Annotated in this window: 16 protein-coding genes; 1 reads left to right on the top strand and 15 read right to left on the bottom strand. The window is 64.3% G+C overall.

The features are described 5' to 3' along the window. Positions 1 to 18: 18 nt before the first annotated feature. From CW305_RS17795 to CW305_RS17745, 11 genes are all read right to left on the bottom strand, one after another. A complete protein-coding gene (locus CW305_RS17795) occupies positions 19 to 1,218 on the bottom strand; it encodes a lipid A deacylase LpxR family protein (protein WP_010792185.1) in 1,200 nt (399 codons plus the stop codon). Continuing rightward, positions 1,215 to 2,081, bottom strand: a complete 867-nt coding sequence (locus CW305_RS17790) for an LOG family protein (RefSeq protein WP_014819574.1) — start codon at positions 2,079 to 2,081, stop codon at positions 1,215 to 1,217. Before CW305_RS17790 ends, CW305_RS17795 begins: the two co-directional genes overlap by 4 nt. Next, positions 2,081 to 3,490 carry an MBL fold metallo-hydrolase RNA specificity domain-containing protein gene (locus CW305_RS17785; RefSeq protein WP_014819573.1) on the bottom strand — a complete coding sequence of 470 codons (1,410 nt, stop codon included), beginning with the start codon at positions 3,488 to 3,490 and terminating at the stop codon, positions 2,081 to 2,083. The genes CW305_RS17790 and CW305_RS17785 overlap by 1 nt, the downstream gene beginning before the upstream one ends. Before the next feature lie 7 nt (positions 3,491 to 3,497). After that, positions 3,498 to 3,701, bottom strand: a complete 204-nt coding sequence (locus tag CW305_RS17780) for a YgaP family membrane protein (protein ID WP_010792188.1) — start codon at positions 3,699 to 3,701, stop codon at positions 3,498 to 3,500. A gap of 20 nt (positions 3,702 to 3,721) precedes the next feature. Next, a complete protein-coding gene (locus tag CW305_RS17775) occupies positions 3,722 to 5,260 on the bottom strand; it encodes an efflux transporter outer membrane subunit (protein WP_014819572.1) in 1,539 nt (512 codons plus the stop codon). Further along, the gene (locus CW305_RS17770; protein WP_014819571.1) at positions 5,257 to 6,375 is read right to left on the bottom strand and encodes an ABC transporter permease; all 1,119 of its coding nucleotides are present in this window, start codon (positions 6,373 to 6,375) and stop codon (positions 5,257 to 5,259) included. The genes CW305_RS17775 and CW305_RS17770 overlap by 4 nt, the downstream gene beginning before the upstream one ends. Positions 6,376 to 6,379: 4 nt before the next feature. Further along, on the bottom strand, positions 6,380 to 7,549 hold the full coding sequence (locus CW305_RS17765) for an ABC transporter permease (RefSeq protein ID WP_014819570.1): 1,170 nt from the start codon (positions 7,547 to 7,549) through the stop codon (positions 6,380 to 6,382). After that, on the bottom strand, positions 7,546 to 9,318 hold the full coding sequence (locus CW305_RS17760; RefSeq protein ID WP_014819569.1) for an ATP-binding cassette domain-containing protein: 1,773 nt from the start codon (positions 9,316 to 9,318) through the stop codon (positions 7,546 to 7,548). Before CW305_RS17760 ends, CW305_RS17765 begins: the two co-directional genes overlap by 4 nt. A gap of 1 nt (position 9,319) precedes the next feature. Further along, the gene (gene hlyD / locus CW305_RS17755; protein WP_014819568.1) at positions 9,320 to 10,360 is read right to left on the bottom strand and encodes a secretion protein HlyD; all 1,041 of its coding nucleotides are present in this window, start codon (positions 10,358 to 10,360) and stop codon (positions 9,320 to 9,322) included. A 27-nt stretch (positions 10,361 to 10,387) separates the two neighbouring features. Then, positions 10,388 to 10,813, bottom strand: a complete 426-nt coding sequence (locus CW305_RS17750; protein ID WP_014819567.1) for a hypothetical protein — start codon at positions 10,811 to 10,813, stop codon at positions 10,388 to 10,390. Positions 10,814 to 10,997: 184 nt separating this feature from the next. Continuing rightward, the gene (locus CW305_RS17745; RefSeq protein ID WP_014819566.1) at positions 10,998 to 11,606 is read right to left on the bottom strand and encodes a TetR/AcrR family transcriptional regulator; all 609 of its coding nucleotides are present in this window, start codon (positions 11,604 to 11,606) and stop codon (positions 10,998 to 11,000) included. A 283-nt stretch (positions 11,607 to 11,889) separates the two neighbouring features. Here CW305_RS17745 and CW305_RS17740 point away from each other — a divergent pair, with 283 nt between their 5' ends. After that, a complete protein-coding gene (locus tag CW305_RS17740) occupies positions 11,890 to 12,786 on the top strand; it encodes a LysR family transcriptional regulator (protein ID WP_010792197.1) in 897 nt (298 codons plus the stop codon). A gap of 378 nt (positions 12,787 to 13,164) precedes the next feature. Here CW305_RS17740 and pcaD read toward each other — a convergent pair whose 3' ends face one another. The 4 genes from pcaD to CW305_RS17720 form a co-directional block, all read right to left on the bottom strand. After that, entirely contained in the window at positions 13,165 to 13,953 is a 789-nt protein-coding gene (gene pcaD / locus CW305_RS17735; RefSeq protein ID WP_023443939.1) for a 3-oxoadipate enol-lactonase, read from the bottom strand. A 235-nt stretch (positions 13,954 to 14,188) separates the two neighbouring features. Then, a complete protein-coding gene (pcaF, locus tag CW305_RS17730) occupies positions 14,189 to 15,394 on the bottom strand; it encodes a 3-oxoadipyl-CoA thiolase (protein WP_104098536.1) in 1,206 nt (401 codons plus the stop codon). Further along, a complete protein-coding gene (locus CW305_RS17725) occupies positions 15,391 to 16,173 on the bottom strand; it encodes a CoA-transferase subunit beta (RefSeq protein WP_102831906.1) in 783 nt (260 codons plus the stop codon). Before CW305_RS17725 ends, pcaF begins: the two co-directional genes overlap by 4 nt. Continuing rightward, positions 16,170 to 17,027 (bottom strand): CoA transferase subunit A, encoded by an 858-nt coding sequence (locus CW305_RS17720; RefSeq protein WP_023443942.1) that lies wholly within the window; start codon positions 17,025 to 17,027, stop codon positions 16,170 to 16,172. The genes CW305_RS17725 and CW305_RS17720 overlap by 4 nt, the downstream gene beginning before the upstream one ends. Positions 17,028 to 17,074: the final 47 nt, after the last annotated feature.

Below are 17,074 nucleotides of genomic sequence, written 5' to 3'. Positions count from 1 at the left end.
GATTGGTTGCAGGTGTCCTCAAAATTCCAGACTCAGCGCGATCGATCCGAATGCGTGATGGCCCGCCTGCTGGTCGAACTCGCGGGTTCTCCAAACGCGCATCACGGCGAGCCGTACGCCACGTCCAGCAACGATCCATTGGCTGCTGATGCCGAGAGCTGCTTGCGCGATCCAAGGCCGCCGGCTGACGTGATGGCTATGCCGGAACATGTTTCCGTCGAGTGAGAAGTCCCAGGCGACGGCTTTACCCTCCAGATTCAGGAAGACATGTGCCCCAGGTTTGGGCGCCAGGACCGACTGCGGCGTTGTCGTGCGCAGATCGGCAACACCAGAGGGCGGGCGGTTCTCTGCGCCAGGGCGGATCGGATAGCTGCCGAAGTCGTTCGGTATGTTCCAGCCCGCGCGAAACTCCACGCCGGTACTGGCGGCGGTTTCGATGTTTCCGACCCGCAGGGCATAGCTGCCGATCACGTCGCTGCCCCATCCAGGGCGGACCGCACCCTCCGTGTACGGCTTGAACTTGCGCTCCATGGCCATCTGAAACGCCGGCTCGTTGCGCAACTGGTTGTCCCAGCCGCGAAATCGCTCAATGCCGCGTGCCCGATGCACCAGATCCTGAGATTGCTCGGCCAGCGACCAGGGGCCGATCACGCCCAGGGTCAGCTCACGCACGTCAAGCATTTCGTAGCTGGCGGCTTGTGGGTGGATGCGGCGATTCCACGCCAAACCCAGGTAGAGCAAACCAGCGTACGGTCGGTCATCTGGAATCACGTCGGTGCGCGTCTTGTTCTCGGGCGTGTACATGGACTGGCCAAAGCGCACGACGAGGTTTTGCGACGACGAGTGGGCGCCGGCGTCGTGCCAGAAGCCTGGATCAGCCCAGCCGATGAAGCGGGCGTACAAGCCAATCGGCTGGGGCAGGCATTCCGGACGGAGCCCGCCTTGCAGATCGCGTGAGACTGCTGTTAGCGCGACACCGTTGGTGTAGTTGCGATCGGAGCCGGTGAACAAATCGTTCTCCAGACGCAGAGTGCCGCCCCGCCAGCGCAGGGATTGCTCTGGTGAGCAGGAGGGAGGATTTGCAGAGAGCGAGACTTCGGAACCGAAAGCAGCAATCGGGCTGAACAATGCACCCGTAATCAACAAGGCGGCGCACTGCATCGGCTGCCGCACCTTGGTGCCGCGCAGGCTCCAGAGATACCCGTCGATGCCAATCATGTTGCCCCATCGCCTGCCGCCCTGTTGACGTAAAAGCGTTCGAGGGCACTGACGATTTCCTCCGCTTCGTCTACGCAGGTGAACAAGTCGAGATCGGATGGAGAGACATAGCCTTCGTCGAGCAGAAGGTCGAAATCAACTACGCGACGCCAGAATGCACGGCCGACCAGCACTACCGGAATACGCTGCATCTTTCCGGTCTGGATCAAGGTGAGCACCTCGAACAGCTCATCGAGCGTTCCATAGCCACCCGGGAATGCCACCAAGCCCTTGGCGTGCAACAAGAAGTGCATCTTGCGCAGCGCGAAATAGTGGAATCGGAACGCCAAATCCGGGCACATGTAGGGGTTGGGTGCCTGTTCGTGGGGCAGCGTGATGTTGAGGCCAATCGAACGTGCGCCAACCTCGAAAGCACCGCGGTTGGCGGCCTCCATGATGCCGGGCCCACCTCCGGTGACGACGACGAAATCACGGCGGTTTTGCTGCTGGAAACGCGCCGAAATAAGGCCCGAGAAACGCCTCGCTTGCTCGTAGTGACGTGCCTGTTCGACCCGGCGATTGGCTCGCGCAAGCTCTTGCCGCAGCCCGACATTCTCCGGAGTGACGAGCGCCTGACGCTCCAGCGCGCCAAGGCGGGCTTCTGCCGTCTCGGCATCGCTCACGCGTGCGCTGCCGAAGACCACTACCGTCGAGCGGATGCCTTTCTCGTGCAGGATGCGCTCAGGTTTGAGTAGTTCGAGCTGCAGTCGCAGCGGCCGCAGTTCGTCCTGGCCAAGCAGTTCGATGTCTTCGTACGCAAGACGGTACGTTGGCGACTCGCGGATGGCGCGCAGGCGTTCAGCGAGATCTTCGGCGGGCTTCATCACTCGTGCGCCAGAAATTCCGGCCAGCGCAGCGCATGACCATGCTCGGGCACCGTGACCTGCCAGCCGAGTTGCTGTTGCAGGAGTTCGGCGAAGGCCTGCGCGGCAGACAGTTCCCCATGCACCACGAAGGTTTGCGCCGGTGGGTGAACAAAACCCCGAGCCCAATTCAGCAACGCCTTCTGGTCGGCATGCGCCGAGAGGCCGTCCACGCTGTGGATCGCCGCACGTACCGGGATGTCCTCGCCGAAGATGCGTACACGTTCGGCCCCCTCGATCAGGCGCCGGCCAAGCGTCCCCTGCGCCTGGAAACCGGGAAACAAGATGCTGCATTCGCGGCGTGGCAAGTTGTGGCGCAGGTGGTGCCGGATACGTCCCGCATCGCACATGCCGCTGGCAGAAATAATGATGGCCCCGGAGCGAATCCGGTTCAGCGCCATGGACTCCTCAGCGCTCGCTGTGAAATCCAGGTACGGGAGGTTCTCGCCGCGCGCGTGCCATCCGGCCAACCGCTTCGCCTGTTCGTCGAACAATTCGAGATGTTCACGCGTGATGCGTGTGGCCTCGGTGGCCATCGGCGAATCGACAAACACCATTGGACGCTGCAGACGCCCTTCGCAGGTGAGACGATGTAGGTGGTAGAGCACCTCCTGGGTTCGGCCGACCGCAAAGGCCGGAACGATGACATTGCCGCCGCGCTCGAACAGGGTTTTCTCGACGATGCCGATCATGTCCGCTTCGGTCGCCGAAAAATCCTTGTGCCGGCGGTCACCGTAGGTGGACTCGATGACGAGGATGTCGGCTTCCTCAATGGGTGTCGGGTCGCGCAGGATGGGGCGTCCCGGCTGACCCAGATCGCCGCTGAACACGATCTTCGTGGGGTAACCGTACTCGGTAATCCACACTTCCACGATGGCCGAACCAAGGATGTGTCCGGCATCACGAAAGCGGGCGCGCACTCCGACGCGGGGTGCGAACTCCCGGTCGTATTCGATACCTCGTACTTGCTGCAGGCATTCGTGTGCATCCTGCAGGGTATACAGGGGTGGCGGCACGGTCTTTTCTTTGAGCCGCTTGGCAACCCGCTTGGCATCGCTTTCCTGGATGTGAGCGCTATCGGGCAGCATCACCCCGAGCAGATCAACCGTCGCTGGCGTGGCGTAGATGGGCCCCTTGAACCCGGCGCGCGTGAGTTTGGGCAATAGCCCGCTGTGGTCGATGTGGGCGTGGGTCAGCAGGACGAAGTCAATGGACGCCGGGTCGAACGCGAACGGCTCGTGGTTGCGTGCTGCTGCTATACGCCCACCTTGAACCATGCCGCAATCGACCAGGAAGCGGACATTAGCCGCTTCGACCAGAAAGCACGATCCGGTGACTTCTCGGGCTGCGCCCAAAAAACTGAGTTTCATAGGGCGTTCACTCGGGTTTTCGCATCGGGCAAGTGCTGAGGCCGAGCAGGCGATAGCCAGGACAGCGGCCTGCCAGGCCGGTGAGGAGTGGCATGATTCCAATGAGTCCCAGCCAACGCCAGGATGAGTCCAGCCACAATGGGAGACTGAGCAAAATCAGTCCGATGACGATGCGCACAATGCGGTCGAGATTTCCAACGTTGATTTGCATGACGGTCTCCTTGTGTTGAATCAGCGGCTTGAAAACGCGACGGGGGCGGCAGCGCCCCGCAGCGGATGGGTTGCGGTCGATGCCGTCGTGGATACGTCCCAGCCACCACCAAGGGCCTTGTACAGCGCCACCAATTGCACGGCGGCGTTGGTATGCGCCCGCGCGGCTGCGGTTTCCGCCTCGTGCAGGCTGCGCTGGGCTGCCAGCAGTTCGACCAGGGCGATGTCGCCCGCGGCGTAGCGGGCCTTGGCGTGGCCGTAGCTCACGCGCGTGGCATCCAGTGCCATGCCGCGGCGCTCCAGTGTGTCCAGCCCGCCGTGATAGTCGCCCAGCGCGCGCTCGGCATCGCCCAGCGCCGCCAGCACCGCCTGCTCGTAGGCCAGCGCAGCCTGCCGCTCGGCTGCCTCGCGTGCCCGAATTTCGGCTCGCACGCGGCCACCGTCGAACAGGCGCCAGGAAATCAGCGGCAGGATGGAAAAACGCGAGCTGGATGCATCGAACCAATTGCCCGTACTGAGCGCCTGGAACCCGCCGCCGACACCGATGGAGAGTTTGGGGAACAACTCGGCTGTGGCCACGCCGATGTCGGCGGAACTCGCTGCCAGGCGACGTTCCGCAGCCAGCACGTCAGGGCGTCGGCGCAGCATATCTGCGCGCTCGCCCACCGGCAGCGCCCGCAGCGTGCTCGGCGTCAAGGGGCCATCAAGCAGTGCCAGCTCCCGCTCCGGCGGTGCGCCCAGCAGCACGCCCAGGCTGAGCACCGCGGCGCGCTGGCGCGCCTGGATATCCGGGATAAGCGCGTTGGCTGCTGTCCATTGGGCGTACGCCGCCTCCACGTCGGCGGCCGACGCGTCGCCCAGCGCATGCCGCAGGCGCACCAATTCCAAGGTCTGCTGCAGCGTATCTAGCGTGGCCTGTTGTGTGTGCAACTCGTAGCGGGCGCCGGCGGCGGTGAACCAGGTGCGCGCGACCTCGGCCACGATGCGCATGCGTACGCCCTGTGCCTCGGCTTCGGTCGCCTCCAGGCGGGCGCTGGCGCCTTCCATGGCGCGCCGCTTGGCCCCAAACAAATCGGCTTCCCAGGCCGCGTCGAAGCCCGCATCGTAGATGGTCTGCGTGGCGTCAAGACCGGGGATGGAGCCGATGGGCAAGGGGCCGTTCTCGCTTTGACGGCGCCGGTTGACGCTCGTGCCAGCGCCGACGGTGGGCAATGCCTCGCCGGCCACGCGATCGCGCAGGGCGCGTGCCTCATCGATGCGTGCCGCAGCCTGGCGCAGATCCAGGTTCTGTGCCAGCGCCGTGGCCATCAGGCGGTCGAGGATCGGATCGTCCAGTGCAGACCACCAGTGGCTCAAGTCTGCGGACTGGGATTCGCTTGCCAACGGCAAGGTCCAGCCGCTGCCGACGTCGACCGGCGGCGGCTCGCGGTAGTCGGGGCCCACGGTCGCACAGGCAGTCAGCAGCACGCAGGACAGGGCCAGCGCGAGCGGACGCACGCGCCCTGGGGTCAGGCCGGTGACGGTTGCGCGAAGAAAGGGAGTGCGGGTCTTGGATTTCATTGCAGGCGTCCTCGGACGAATACGGTGGCCATCGTCAGCGTGGCAAGGGCGATGACCGCCAGCGGCCACAGGCTGGCGAGAATGTCACCGGGCGGCATAGCCTTGAGAAAGCTGCCTTCGACGATGATGAGGAAGTGGGTTAGCGGAATGGCCTGGGCCAGCCATTGCAGGACGACAGGCATGTTTTCCACAGGCGTCGCAAAGCCGGACATCAGCACCGCCGGCACGCCGATGGCGAACGCACCCAGGATGGCCTGCTGCTGGGTCATGCTGACCGCGGAAATCATCAGGCCGATGCCGACCACCGACAGGATGAACAGCACCAGGCTGGCGAGCAGAAGTGCAAACGAGCCAGTAAACGGGATGCCGAACAGGAATACGCCTGCGCTGATCATGAACAGGCCCAGCACGGTGCCAATTGCGAGTGCCGGCAGTGATTTGGAAATGATGATTTCCGGCGTTGAAGTGGGCGACACCAGCAATTGGTCGAAGGTGCCAAGCTCGCGTTCGCGTGCAATCGACAGCGAGGTGATGAGCAGCGCGCTGAACAGCGCCAGGATGCCCGTGAGGCCGGGCACGATGAACCAGCGGTAGACCAGATTCGGGTTGAACCAGTGGCGCACGACCACTGGCGTCGGTGCCTGGGCGTCGGGCACGACCTCAGCGCCGACATCGGCGGCGATGGTAGACAGATAGGCCACGGTGATCTGCCCCGAGTTGCTGCGCCGGCCATCGACCAGTACCTGGGCGCGGCCACTTTCGCCGGCAGCGATGGAGCGCGAGAAATCCACCGGGATGGCGAGCGCGGCGATCACCTCGCCACGGTCGATCAGCTCGTGCAGCTGCTGCTGGCTGTCGACATGCCGGACGTGGGTGATGAAGCGCGCGCTGTCCAGGCGCTGTTCCAACTCGTGCGACCAGCGCCCCGCATCCTGATCGTAGACGGCGATATCGACGTTGCGCACTTCCAGCGTCGCAGCAAAGGCGAACACCAGCAACTGCAGGATCGGCGGCACGAACACCACCATCCGGCTCCGCGGGTCGCGCAGGACGCTGAGCACTTCCTTGATGAACTGGGCGCGCAGGCGGGTGAACGAGAATGCGGAAGTCAACATCGCGTCACTCCAGGTTCTTGCGCGTGGCGCGCTTGGCGATCACGAAGAACAGCACCCCGATCGCCGCCATGGCCGCAAGGTTGGGCAGGAACACGGCCCAGATGTCGCCGGCCAGGAACACCGTCTTCAGCGAATCGACGAAGTAACGCGCCGGAACCAGCCGGGTGATGGCCCGGATTGGCGCGGGCATCGCGTCGATCTCATATAGAAAGCCCGACAGCATGAAAGCCGGCAGAAAACCCGTGAACAGCGCGATCTGCGCGGCCAGGAACTGGTTGCGTGCCAATGAGGAAATCAGCAGACCCTGACCCAGCGCCGGTACCATGAATACCGCCGACAGCAGTAGCAGCGCCGCCAGCGAGCCTCGCATCGGCACGCCGAACACGAACACCGCCAGCGCCGCCGCACCCAGTGTGGATAGCATGCCGAGCACGAAATACGGCAGCAGCTTGCCGATCAGGATTTCGGCCACCGAGGCGGGCGTGGACAGCACCGCCTCCATGGTGCCGCGCTCCCATTCGCGCGCCACCACCAGTGCAGTCAGCATGGTGCCGATGATGGTCATGACGATGGCGATGGCACCGGGAATCAGTGCGCGGCGGCTTTCCAGCTCGGGGTTGAACCAGTAGCGCGGTTCCAGCATGACGGCCTGCGCTGGTGCTCCGACGTCCAGTCCGGCACGCCAGGACTGGACCACGCCGCGGGCGTAGTTCTCGACGTAGTTGGCGGTATTGGGGTAGGAGCCGTCGGTGACGATCTGCACCAGCGGCTCGCTGCCACGCTGGGCCAGCCGCTGCTCGAAATCCTGCGGGATCACCACGTAGCCGCGCAGGTCGCCTGAGACCAGCTGGTCGGCCACTTCGCGCCGGTCATGGGCGAAGTGGGCATCCAGGAACTTTGTGCCGGCAAAGGCCGCCGCAAGCTCCTGCGCTGCAGCGCCGGGCGACTCCAGCACCACGCCGACGCGGACATCCTTCGCATCCAGCGACACCGCATAGGCGAACAGCAGCAGCAACACCACCGGCAGCACGAACGCGATCAGCAGCGTCGAGGGGTCGCGCAGCGCCTGGTAGCTTTCCTTGGTGACCAGGGCGATCAAGCGCCGCAGATCAAAATGGCGCAGGTCGGTCTGCTGTGGTCCATTCCCGTCCTTGTGCTTTGTGGTGCCGTTCATGTGGCGGCCTCCAGCTCGCGGTCCGCCGACTCCACCAGGTGAATGAAGGCGTCCTCCATCGTCGGGTCGGGTCGTTCGGAGCTGACCGCCGAACGTTTGAGCGCGTCGGGCGTATCCAGCGCAATCAGTTGCGCACGCGAGAGCATGGCCACGCGGTCGCAGTATTCGGCCTCGTCCATGAAGTGGGTGGTGACCATGATGGTCACGCCCTTGCGGGCCAGTCCGTTGATGTGGGTCCAGAATTCGCGCCGGGTGATCGGGTCCACGCCCGAAGTGGGTTCATCTAGGAACAGCACGGGCGGCCGGTGCATCAGCGAACAAGCCAATGCCAGGCGCTGCTTGTGGCCCAGCGGCAGGGAATCGGGCGTGGCGGACAGCCAGTCGCCCAGATCGAAGGTTTCGATCATCTCGGCAATGCGCTCGCGCCGGGTGTTGCCTTCCAGTCCGTAGACGCCGGCCGAGAATTCCAGGTTCTGCTGCACCGAGAGCAGGCCGTAGAGCGAAAACTTCTGCGCCATGTAGCCGAGCCGGCTCTTGGCTGCGCCGGTGGCGCGGCGCAGATCATGGCCCACCACATGCGCTTCGCCAGCAGTTGGTTTCAACAGGCCGCACAACATCTTGAAGGTGGTGGACTTGCCGGCGCCGTTAGGGCCGAGCAGGCCGAAGATTTCGCCCTTTTGCACCTCGAAGCTGACGTTGTCGGTGGCGGTGAACTCGCCGAAGCGCTTGGTGAGGTTTCGGCACGACACGGCAATGTCGGAACCCAGCTCAACCGGCGGCAGACGCTCGGCCAGCGTCGAAGTGCCGCCGGGGCCGCCACCGAGCAGATCGATGAAGGCGTCTTCGAAGCGCGCGGGCACCTGCGCCAGCTCCACTCGCGCCTGATCGGACAGGGCCTGGAGCTGCTCCGCTTGAGCGCCCTCGCGCAACACCACGCGCACGCCGGCGCCCTGGATCACGCCATCGCTCACGCTGGGCAGGTCGAGTGCCTGGGTCAGGACCGCTCGGCGCTCGGCACCGACGTCTTCCAGACGGAAACTGCGGCCTTCGAGCTGCGCGGTCAGCTCCTGCGGCGGGCCATCGAACAGGAGCTGCCCTTGGTTCAGCAGCAGCACGCTCTCGCAGCGCTCGGCTTCGTCGAGATAGGCGGTGGACCAGACCACGGCCATGCCTTCATCGGTCAGCGCCTGCACCATGCGCCACAAGTCCTGGCGGCTGACCGGGTCGACACCCACGCCCGGCTCGTCCAGCAGCAGCACCTTCGGCCGCGCCATGAGCGCACAGGCAAGGCCCAGCTTCTGCTTCATGCCGCCGGAGAGCTTGCCGGCCAGGCGTTTGGTGAAGGGTCCGAGCCGCGTGAAGTCCAGCAGCTCGGCAAACAGATCGGCGTTGCGGTCCGCATCCATGCCGCGCAACTGCGCATACAGGCGCATGTTCTCCATCACCGACAGGTCTTCGTACAGGCCAAAGCGTTGCGGCATGTAGCCACTGGCGACATGAATGGCGTCGTTGTCCTTGACCACGTCATAGCCTGCCAAGGTGACGTGGCCGGCGTTCGGCACCAGGAGGCCGGTCAGAATCCGCATCAGCGTCGTCTTGCCGGCGCCGTCGGGGCCGACCAGACCCGTCAGCCGTCCATAGTGGATGCGCGCGCTCAAGCCCCGCAGCGCCTTTACGTCGCCGAAATGCTTGTCCACGTCTTCGATGACGATGGCAGCGTCTTCGCCCGCACCCGCAGGCACGGCGGCGATAGCAGGGCTTGCCTGCATTTCAACGCTCCCCCGCCGGGATACGGGTGCCGGCTTTCGCATCGACCTCGATCGTCACCGGCATGCCCTGGCGCAAGGCACTGTCGCTGTCGGCTTCGTCGATGACGATGCGCAGGCGGTAGACCAGATCCGTACGCAAATCCGTCGTCTCCACCGTCTTGGGGGTGAACTCGGCGCGCGGCGAGATGAAGCCGATCTGGCCGCGATAGACCTTCTCTGATGAATCGCTTTTGACGCGCACCAAAGTACCGGGCGCGATGCGCCCCAAGTCCGACTCGCCCACGTAGGCGCGCACGTAAACCGGCTTGTCCAGGCTCAGGCTGTAGACCGCGCTCTGGCTTGCGACCATGCTGCCGGGCTCCCGCACTCGTGCGATGACGGTGCCGCTACTGGGCGCCATCAACTCGGTGTCCGCCAAGGCTGTCGTGGCTTGCGCTGCGGCAGCCTGTGCGGCCGCAAGGCGAGCTTCTGCCGCGGCGATGTCTTCCTTGCGAAAACCTTCGGATGCTTGCGACAGGGCCGCCTTGGCCGCTTCGACGCCAGCGGCTGCCTGGTCGCGCGCCGTGCGGGCTGCATCGACCGTGCGCTGGCTGCTGGCGCCAGATGCCAGCAGGCCACTCTGGCGCTGGAAATTGCGCTCGGTCTCGGTGGCGAGCGCCTGGGCCTGCCTGAGGGCTTCGCGCGCCTGGGTGATTTCCTGCGGTCGCAGACCGCGGCGCAGCTTGGCCAGTTCCGCCTGCGCCACCTGCACCTGGGCCTGTGCTGCCGCAAGTGCTTCCCGATAGGGTTGCGCGTCAAGCGCCGCCAGGCGCGCGCCCGCGCTGACGGCATCGCCCTCATCGAAAGCCATTTGCATCACGCGCCCGGGCTGACGGAAGGCCAGTTGCACCTCGCGGATGTCGACGTTGCCGTAGAGGCGCAATGCATCTTGTTGTCCATGGTCGCGCGACAACCAGAACGCCAGTGCGCCGCCAAGAGCGAGCACGACGACGGCGATCACGACCCAACGGGTTTTCTTGAAGAGGAGGTTTGGAGTTTTCATCGATGGGTTTCCGCTGGATAAAGGTGCTCAGTGCTCGCGTGCGACCGGCGCATTCGCCGCTGACCGGCGCCAGGCGATGGCCGCTATGCCAGCCCACACCAACGTGCGCAGCGTCATGGCGACCACCGTGCGTCGCTCCCAGGCGCCACCCAGAGCCACATGCACTCCGAAAGCGAGGAACACGAGTGCGGTCGCCACCGTGATGACAATCGCCAACCACGCGGCCCAGCGCCGGCGCATCCACAAGCCGACGCCGGCGACGATGTAGGCGAACCCGGCCAGAAAATTGAACCAGAGCACGAAGGGCACATAGTGGCCGGCGGCTTGGCGCGCCGCGCCGTCGACAAACAGAACGGCGCCGCCCTCCCGAAGAGTGAGCAGACCGAAGCCGATCGCAAGCAGGGAGATCAGCCAGTGCCAGATGCTGCGTTGTGGATGAGTGGTCATCTTCATGGCCTTTACTTGATCGGGGAAACTCCCAGGCCTTCGTCGTCGCGGCGTGCGTGTGCATTCCGCCGGGCGGTCGGGCTGAGTGTTGAATGACGCGGATTCGCGCTGGAGGCGCAACGCGATCGCATGACCGTGGTGTGCCTCTCGGCTGACCGAGGAACTGCGTGGCGGCAGGATGGAAGGCGTTTCATCGGGTGTGCGTGATGCCACGGAGATAGATGGCAAACACGGCTGGCGCGTCGCGGCGGATGCGTGCTACATCGCCCGCCAGCAACGACTGCATCACCAGCCCTTGAATTGTGCCGATGAACAAGACGACGGCCGCGTCCACATCCAGTTCTGAATGCAGCTCGCTTCGCGCCTTACCGGCTTCGAGCAGTCGACGCAACCGCTCACCATATTGACGGGTCAAGGTCTGCACCATTTGCTTGGGCAGGGTCTCCCCCGGCCGCTGTAATTCGCCGAAGAGCATCCTCGGCACCCCCGGGTGCTCGGCCACGAAGTCGATGTGCGTCTTGAAGATCGCTTCAAGAGCTGCGAGGGGGGACGTAGCACCTTCTGCGGCCTTGTCTACTCGAGCCAGCAAGCGTTCCGTAACCCAGGACATCACCGCCTGCAGGATTGCGTCTTTAGTCGGGAAGTGACGGAACAGTGCTCCCTGGGTCAACCCCATGCGCTGCGCGATGGCCGTGGTCGTGATGTCGCTGGGGTTCTGTTCGGCAGCCAAGTCGACCACTGCCTCGACGGTGGCCGCGCGCCTCTCATCAGCCGGTAGATGCCTGGAGCGTCCGCTCATTGCTTGCATCCCAAAAAGTGAGTAATCTATTACTATCTTACCACTGTGCAGCCAGGCCGCAAGAGGGGAAGCACGAAAAAGAGGTCTCGATGAACAGCAGAACTGCTATCTCAGACGGCTGCCAACGGTCGATTTCTAGCGGGCGCAAACGTCGCCCTCCGCACCTCATTGGCGGAAGGGCGCCGGCACATCGCAAGCCTGGCGGGGCGTAAGTGGGCGGGATGTGGATGGAGATGCTGGCGCCCGAGAGGCCGAACCAGAAGAAGACGAACAGGAGGTGGCCTTGGATTTCAGATTGCTGCGCTACTTCATCGCAGTCGCGGAAGAACTGCATCTGGCCCGGGCAGCCGAGCGTCTGGGCATCGAGCAATCGCCTGTGTCACGTGCGATGCGCGACCTAGAAAGCCAGCTTGGCGTGCAGTTGTTCGACCGCAGCACACGCCTGACGCGGCTGACCTGGGCCGGCCAGGTGTTCCTCGGCGAATGCCGGCGCGTGCAGGCCACCGTGGAGCAGGCAGTCAAGAGCGCCAAGGCGGCGGCACAGGGCTACCAGGGCCATCTGCGCATCGCGATCTGCGACGGCCTGGCGCAGCCCCGCATCGCCACCTTGCTGGCACGCAGCCGCGAGGAGGAGCCCGAGATGGAGATTCGCGTCTTCGAGCTGCCGTTCGCGCAGCAGCTCAAGACGCTGCACGACGATCTGCTGGACATCGGCTTTGCGTTGTCAAACGCGGTACATGATGGCCTCGTCGCCGAGCCGGTGTGGACCGATCCGCTGTCGGTGATCGTGCCCGCACGCCACCCCTTGCTGGCACACGTGCAGGTGCCGCTGGCCGAAGCCCTGAAGTTCCCGCTGGTTCTGTGCCATCCCGAATCGGGATCGGGCTGCCGCCATCAGATTCAAGCGCTGCTGCAGGACGCAGGCACGCCGCTCAAGCTGGTCGATGAAGTGACCAGCCTGGGCGTGATGCTGACCCTGGTCGGTGCCGGCTACGGCATCGGCTTCGCCATCGCCTCGCAGGTGCAGACGCTACAGCGCCCGGACATCTCCATTCGTCCCTTGGCCGGCAGCCCACCGGTGCTCTCTACCTACCTGCTGCGCCGCCGGGGCGAACCCTCGGAGCCCATGAAGCGGTTCATCGAGCGGGCGAAAGGCGGGCGGGACCGGGCCTGTCGATGATGAGTCAATCCTTTGAGGACGCAGCTCACCTGTCCGTAGCGGCCTGTGGCGTGATGTGCCAGTGGACAGATAGACTTCGGTATGAAATCCGATGCTCTGGCTGTTGATGGATGTGCTTGGCTCGCTTTGGATCACCCGCAACGGCCTGCGTTGACCAGGCCGAAGACTTGAGTCCACAATCGAGTCCATTCCGTGACGCTTGGATCGGAAAAAACGTTCGTAATAAACGAGTTAGCGACCGGGTGCTGTTCCCTTCGCCCGCTCCAGTCTTAAAGGCCCTGCTTACGCGGGGCCTTTTCATTTGCGGCTGAGCTACCTGCAGATGGTTCGCCTTCCGCCAGAGGTTTCATGCGTCGTCGGCCCAACCACTGACTGCTCTCAGCCACGCAGGAACGCCAGCACTCGCTGTGTGAACGCGTCGCCCGCTTCTACGTTCGATAGATGCGCAGCCTCGAATGCGACCAGTTCGGCGGCGGGGATATTGGACTGGATGAACTGGCCATGCTCGACGGTTGTCACCGGGTCCTTGGAGCCGCAAACGACCAGTGTCGGTGCCTTGATCGCGCCCAGCTGTGCGCGATAGTCGGCATCGCGCACAGCCGCGCAGTTGGCGGCGTAGCCGTCTGGTGAGGTGCTGGCGATCATCTCGGTGATGCGTGCCACAGCCGCTGAGTTCGCCTCGGCGAAGCCAGCTGTGAACCAGCGAGCAATGGATGCATCACGCATGTCGCGCATGGCTTGCTCGCGGCCGGCCAGGACGCTGTCGATGCGAGCGTTCCATATTTCGTCGGTGCCAATCTTTGCACCGGTATTGCACAGCACCAGCCCCTGCAGCCGGTCGCCGGCATTGATTCCGAGCCACTGTCCGATCAGCCCGCCCATGGAAAGGCCGCAGAAGGAAAAGCGTTCGATGTTCAGTTTGTCGAGCAGGGCCAGCACGTCCCTTCCCAGCTGCTCGATACTGTAGGGGCCAGTGGTGACGCTCGACTCGCCGTGGCCGCGCGTATCGTAGCGCAGCACTCGAAAATGCTTTGAAAACGCGGGAATCTGCTCGTCCCACATGCCCAGGCTGGTACCCAGAGAGTTAGAAAGCACCAGCACCGGCGCGTTATTCGCACCGTCGAATCGGTAGTTCAGGCTTGCATCAGCCAGTTTTACGCTCGGCATTGTTCTACTCATTATGTTCGGTCAGTGTGCTCGATCGAGCACAGCCTGATTCGGAGATTCAAGCGATCACGGGCGGCTTCGCCGATGCTCTGTGGGTGCCTCGGCAGCAGGCAGCCAGAGGTAGAGGTCTAGCCCAAATCGATACCCACGCAAGCGCTTTCAGCTGCATGAGCACGACGGAGCACGACGTGTCGCGGTCGAGATCGCGACCATGGCAGTCTGCGCAAAATCCAGGTCAGACCCGCTCCACTACCAGCGCCAGCCCCTGCCCTACGCCGACGCACATGGTCGCGAGACCGAGACGGCCACCGGTTTTCTCCAGCTGATGGACTGCAGTCAGCACCAGGCGAGCACCGCTCATGCCAAGCGGATGGCCCAGGGCGATGGCGCCGCCGTTGGGGTTCACCTTCGGGCTGCCATCTGGCAGGCCGAGATCGCGAGTCACGGCCAGGCCCTGCGCGGCGAAGGCTTCGTTCAGCTCGACCACATCGAAGTCGCTAACCGCGATATTCAGACGCTCACACAGCTTGCGCACCGCTGGCACCGGGCCATACCCCATGACCCGCGGGGCGACGCCGGCGCTGGCCATGCCGAGCACCTTGGCGCGGGGTTTGAGGCCATACTTCTGCACCGCTTCGGCACTGGCGAGGATCATCGCCGCCGCGCCATCGTTGACGCCCGAGGCGTTGCCGGCGGTGACGGTCTTGTCAGGGCCGTTGACCGGCTTGAGCTTGGCCAGCACCTCGGCCGTTGTAGCGGCGCGCGGGTGCTCGTCGGTATCGACTACCGTTTCGCTTTTCTTTCCCTTAATCACCACCGGAACGATTTCTTCGGCAAAGAACCCGCTCTGTTGAGCTACCGCCGCTCGCTGCTGGCTACGCAGCGCGAAAGCATCCTGATCGGAGCGGCTGATCTGCCACTCATCGGCGACGTTGTCGGCGGTCTGCGGCATGGCATCCACGCCATACATTTCCTTCATCTTCGGATTGATGAAGCGCCAGCCAATGGTGGTGTCCTCAATCTTCTGGGTGCGACCGAACGCCGTATCGGCCTTGCCCATCACATAGGGCGCGCGGGACATGGACTCGACGCCGCCGGCAATCGCCAGCTCCATTTCACCGCAGGCGATAGCACGAAACGCGGTGCCCACGGCATCCATACCCGAAGCGCACAGGCGGTTTAGGGTCACGCCCGGTATCGTGTCCGGCAGGCCGGCGAGCAGCGCGGCCATGCGCGCGACATTGCGGTTGTCCTCCCCAGCCTGGTTGGCGCTGCCCATGAACACTTCATCAATAGCCGCAGGATCGAGCTGCGGATTACGTTCCAGCAGCGCCCGCAACGGGATCGCAGCCAGGTCGTCAGCGCGTACGGCTGCCAGCGCACCGCCGAAGCGGCCGATCGGTGTGCGGACGGCGTCGCAGATGTATACGTCGCGAGTCATTCCTCTCCCCCTTGCTGGCCATGAGCGGCAGCGGTTCGGGCCTCCAGCGCGCGCAGCGCTTGCAGCTCATCGACGCGAGGCGCTTCGGTAGTTCCAAGCGTTTCGGCGAAGCGGAGTGCCCAGCCTGTGTTCGCCACCACCTGCTCGCGGGTCACGCCCGGATGCAGCGCGGTGACGATGAATTCGTTGGTGCCTTCTTCCGGTTCCATGATGCACAGATCGGTAATGATCGCCATCGGGCCCTTGCCAGGGAGGCCCAACTGCTTGCGGTGATCGCCGCCCTCACCGAAACCGACCGAGGTGATGAAAGCCAACTTGTCGACGAAGGTGCGATGCGACTGCTTGAGGATGATCAGGACTTGCTTGGCGCTACCGGCGATCTCCGGTGCGCCGCCGGCGCCTGGCAGGCGCACCTTGGGCTGGTGGTAGTCACCGATCACGGTGGTGTTGATGTTGCCGTACTTGTCCACCTGCGCGGCGCCGAGAAAGCCGACGTCGATGCGCCCGCCCTGCAGCCAGTAGCGGAAGATTTCGCCAGTTGGCACCACCGTGTCGGCAGTTTCGGCCAGCTCGCCGTCACCGATGGACAGCGGCAGCACCGAAGGCTTGGCGCCGATCGGGCCGGATTCGTAGATCAGCACCACTTCCGGGGCGTGGGTCAGGCGGGCCAGGTTGGCGGCCTTGGACGGCAGGCCGATGCCGACGAAGCAGACACTGCCATTGCCCAGCCGACGGGCCGCGGCGACGGTCATCATTTCGTTTGTGTTGTAAGCGCTCATGAGTTGGCCTCCTGCTGGGCGATCTTCGCGCGATAGGCGGCGAAGTCGGCGGTGCCGCGAATGTAGGTGTCGATCCAGGCGCTGAACGCCTCGCGGTCACGGGCGATCGGGTCCCAAGCCTGGTAGAAACGGTTGTCTCGCTCGTAGTAGCCATGCGCGTAGGACGGGTGCGCGCCACCCGGCACCAGGCACACCGCGCTCAGGGCCCAGGTCGGCAGCACGCAGGCGTTCATCGGCGCCTGGAGGTCATCGACGATCTCTTCGACGGTGACGATGCAGCGCTTGGCTGCCAGGGCGGCTTCCTTCTGCACACCAAGAATGCCCTGGATCAGCACGTTGCCTTTGCGATCGGCCTTCTGCGCGTGGATCACGGTGACGTCCGGGCGCACGCTGGGCACGGCCGCCAGCACTTCCCCGGTGAACGGGCAGGTGACCGACTTGATCAGCGGATTGACTTTGGGCAGGTCGGAGCCGGCATACGCGCGCAGCACCGCAAACGGCAGGCCGGAGGCACCGGCGACATAGGCATTGGCGAGGTCGGCGTGGCTGTGCTCCTCGATCTCCAGCGGCTGCGGCCAGCCCTTCTCCACCGCATCACGCAGACGATGCAGCGAGCCGACGCCGGGATTGCCGCCCCAGGAGAAGATCAGCTTCTTCGCGCAACCGGCACCGATCAGCAGGTCGTAGACCAGGTCCGGTGTCATGCGCACCAGGGTCAGGTCCTTGCGCCCCTGGCGCACGATTTCATGGGCGGCTGCGGTGGGAATCAGGTGGGTAAAGCCTTCCAGGGCGACGGTGTCGCCATCCTGGAGAAAGCGCTCGACCGCTTCGCGGAGCGAGAGGAGTTCAGCCATGAGTCGGATCTCGTGTTGTTTTCAGTACGCCAATTGCGTTGTGAAAA

Source organism: Stutzerimonas kunmingensis, assembly GCF_002929225.1.
GTDB lineage: Bacteria > Pseudomonadota > Gammaproteobacteria > Pseudomonadales > Pseudomonadaceae > Stutzerimonas.
This window is presented reverse-complemented; position numbering and strand designations above follow the sequence as displayed.

Coding starts and splice junctions, on each gene's coding strand:
- CW305_RS17795 (WP_010792185.1), bottom strand. CDS start 1,218: ATGATTGGCATCGACGGGTATCTCTGGAGCCTGCGCGGCACCAAGGTG.
- CW305_RS17790 (WP_014819574.1), bottom strand. CDS start 2,081: ATGAAGCCCGCCGAAGATCTCGCTGAACGCCTGCGCGCCATCCGCGAG.
- CW305_RS17785 (WP_014819573.1), bottom strand. CDS start 3,490: ATGAAACTCAGTTTTTTGGGCGCAGCCCGAGAAGTCACCGGATCGTGC.
- CW305_RS17780 (WP_010792188.1), bottom strand. CDS start 3,701: ATGCAAATCAACGTTGGAAATCTCGACCGCATTGTGCGCATCGTCATC.
- CW305_RS17775 (WP_014819572.1), bottom strand. CDS start 5,260: ATGAAATCCAAGACCCGCACTCCCTTTCTTCGCGCAACCGTCACCGGC.
- CW305_RS17770 (WP_014819571.1), bottom strand. CDS start 6,375: ATGTTGACTTCCGCATTCTCGTTCACCCGCCTGCGCGCCCAGTTCATC.
- CW305_RS17765 (WP_014819570.1), bottom strand. CDS start 7,549: ATGAACGGCACCACAAAGCACAAGGACGGGAATGGACCACAGCAGACC.
- CW305_RS17760 (WP_014819569.1), bottom strand. CDS start 9,318: ATGCAGGCAAGCCCTGCTATCGCCGCCGTGCCTGCGGGTGCGGGCGAA.
- hlyD (WP_014819568.1), bottom strand. CDS start 10,360: ATGAAAACTCCAAACCTCCTCTTCAAGAAAACCCGTTGGGTCGTGATC.
- CW305_RS17750 (WP_014819567.1), bottom strand. CDS start 10,813: ATGAAGATGACCACTCATCCACAACGCAGCATCTGGCACTGGCTGATC.
- CW305_RS17745 (WP_014819566.1), bottom strand. CDS start 11,606: ATGAGCGGACGCTCCAGGCATCTACCGGCTGATGAGAGGCGCGCGGCC.
- pcaD (WP_023443939.1), bottom strand. CDS start 13,953: ATGCCGAGCGTAAAACTGGCTGATGCAAGCCTGAACTACCGATTCGAC.
- pcaF (WP_104098536.1), bottom strand. CDS start 15,394: ATGACTCGCGACGTATACATCTGCGACGCCGTCCGCACACCGATCGGC.
- CW305_RS17725 (WP_102831906.1), bottom strand. CDS start 16,173: ATGAGCGCTTACAACACAAACGAAATGATGACCGTCGCCGCGGCCCGT.
- CW305_RS17720 (WP_023443942.1), bottom strand. CDS start 17,027: ATGGCTGAACTCCTCTCGCTCCGCGAAGCGGTCGAGCGCTTTCTCCAG.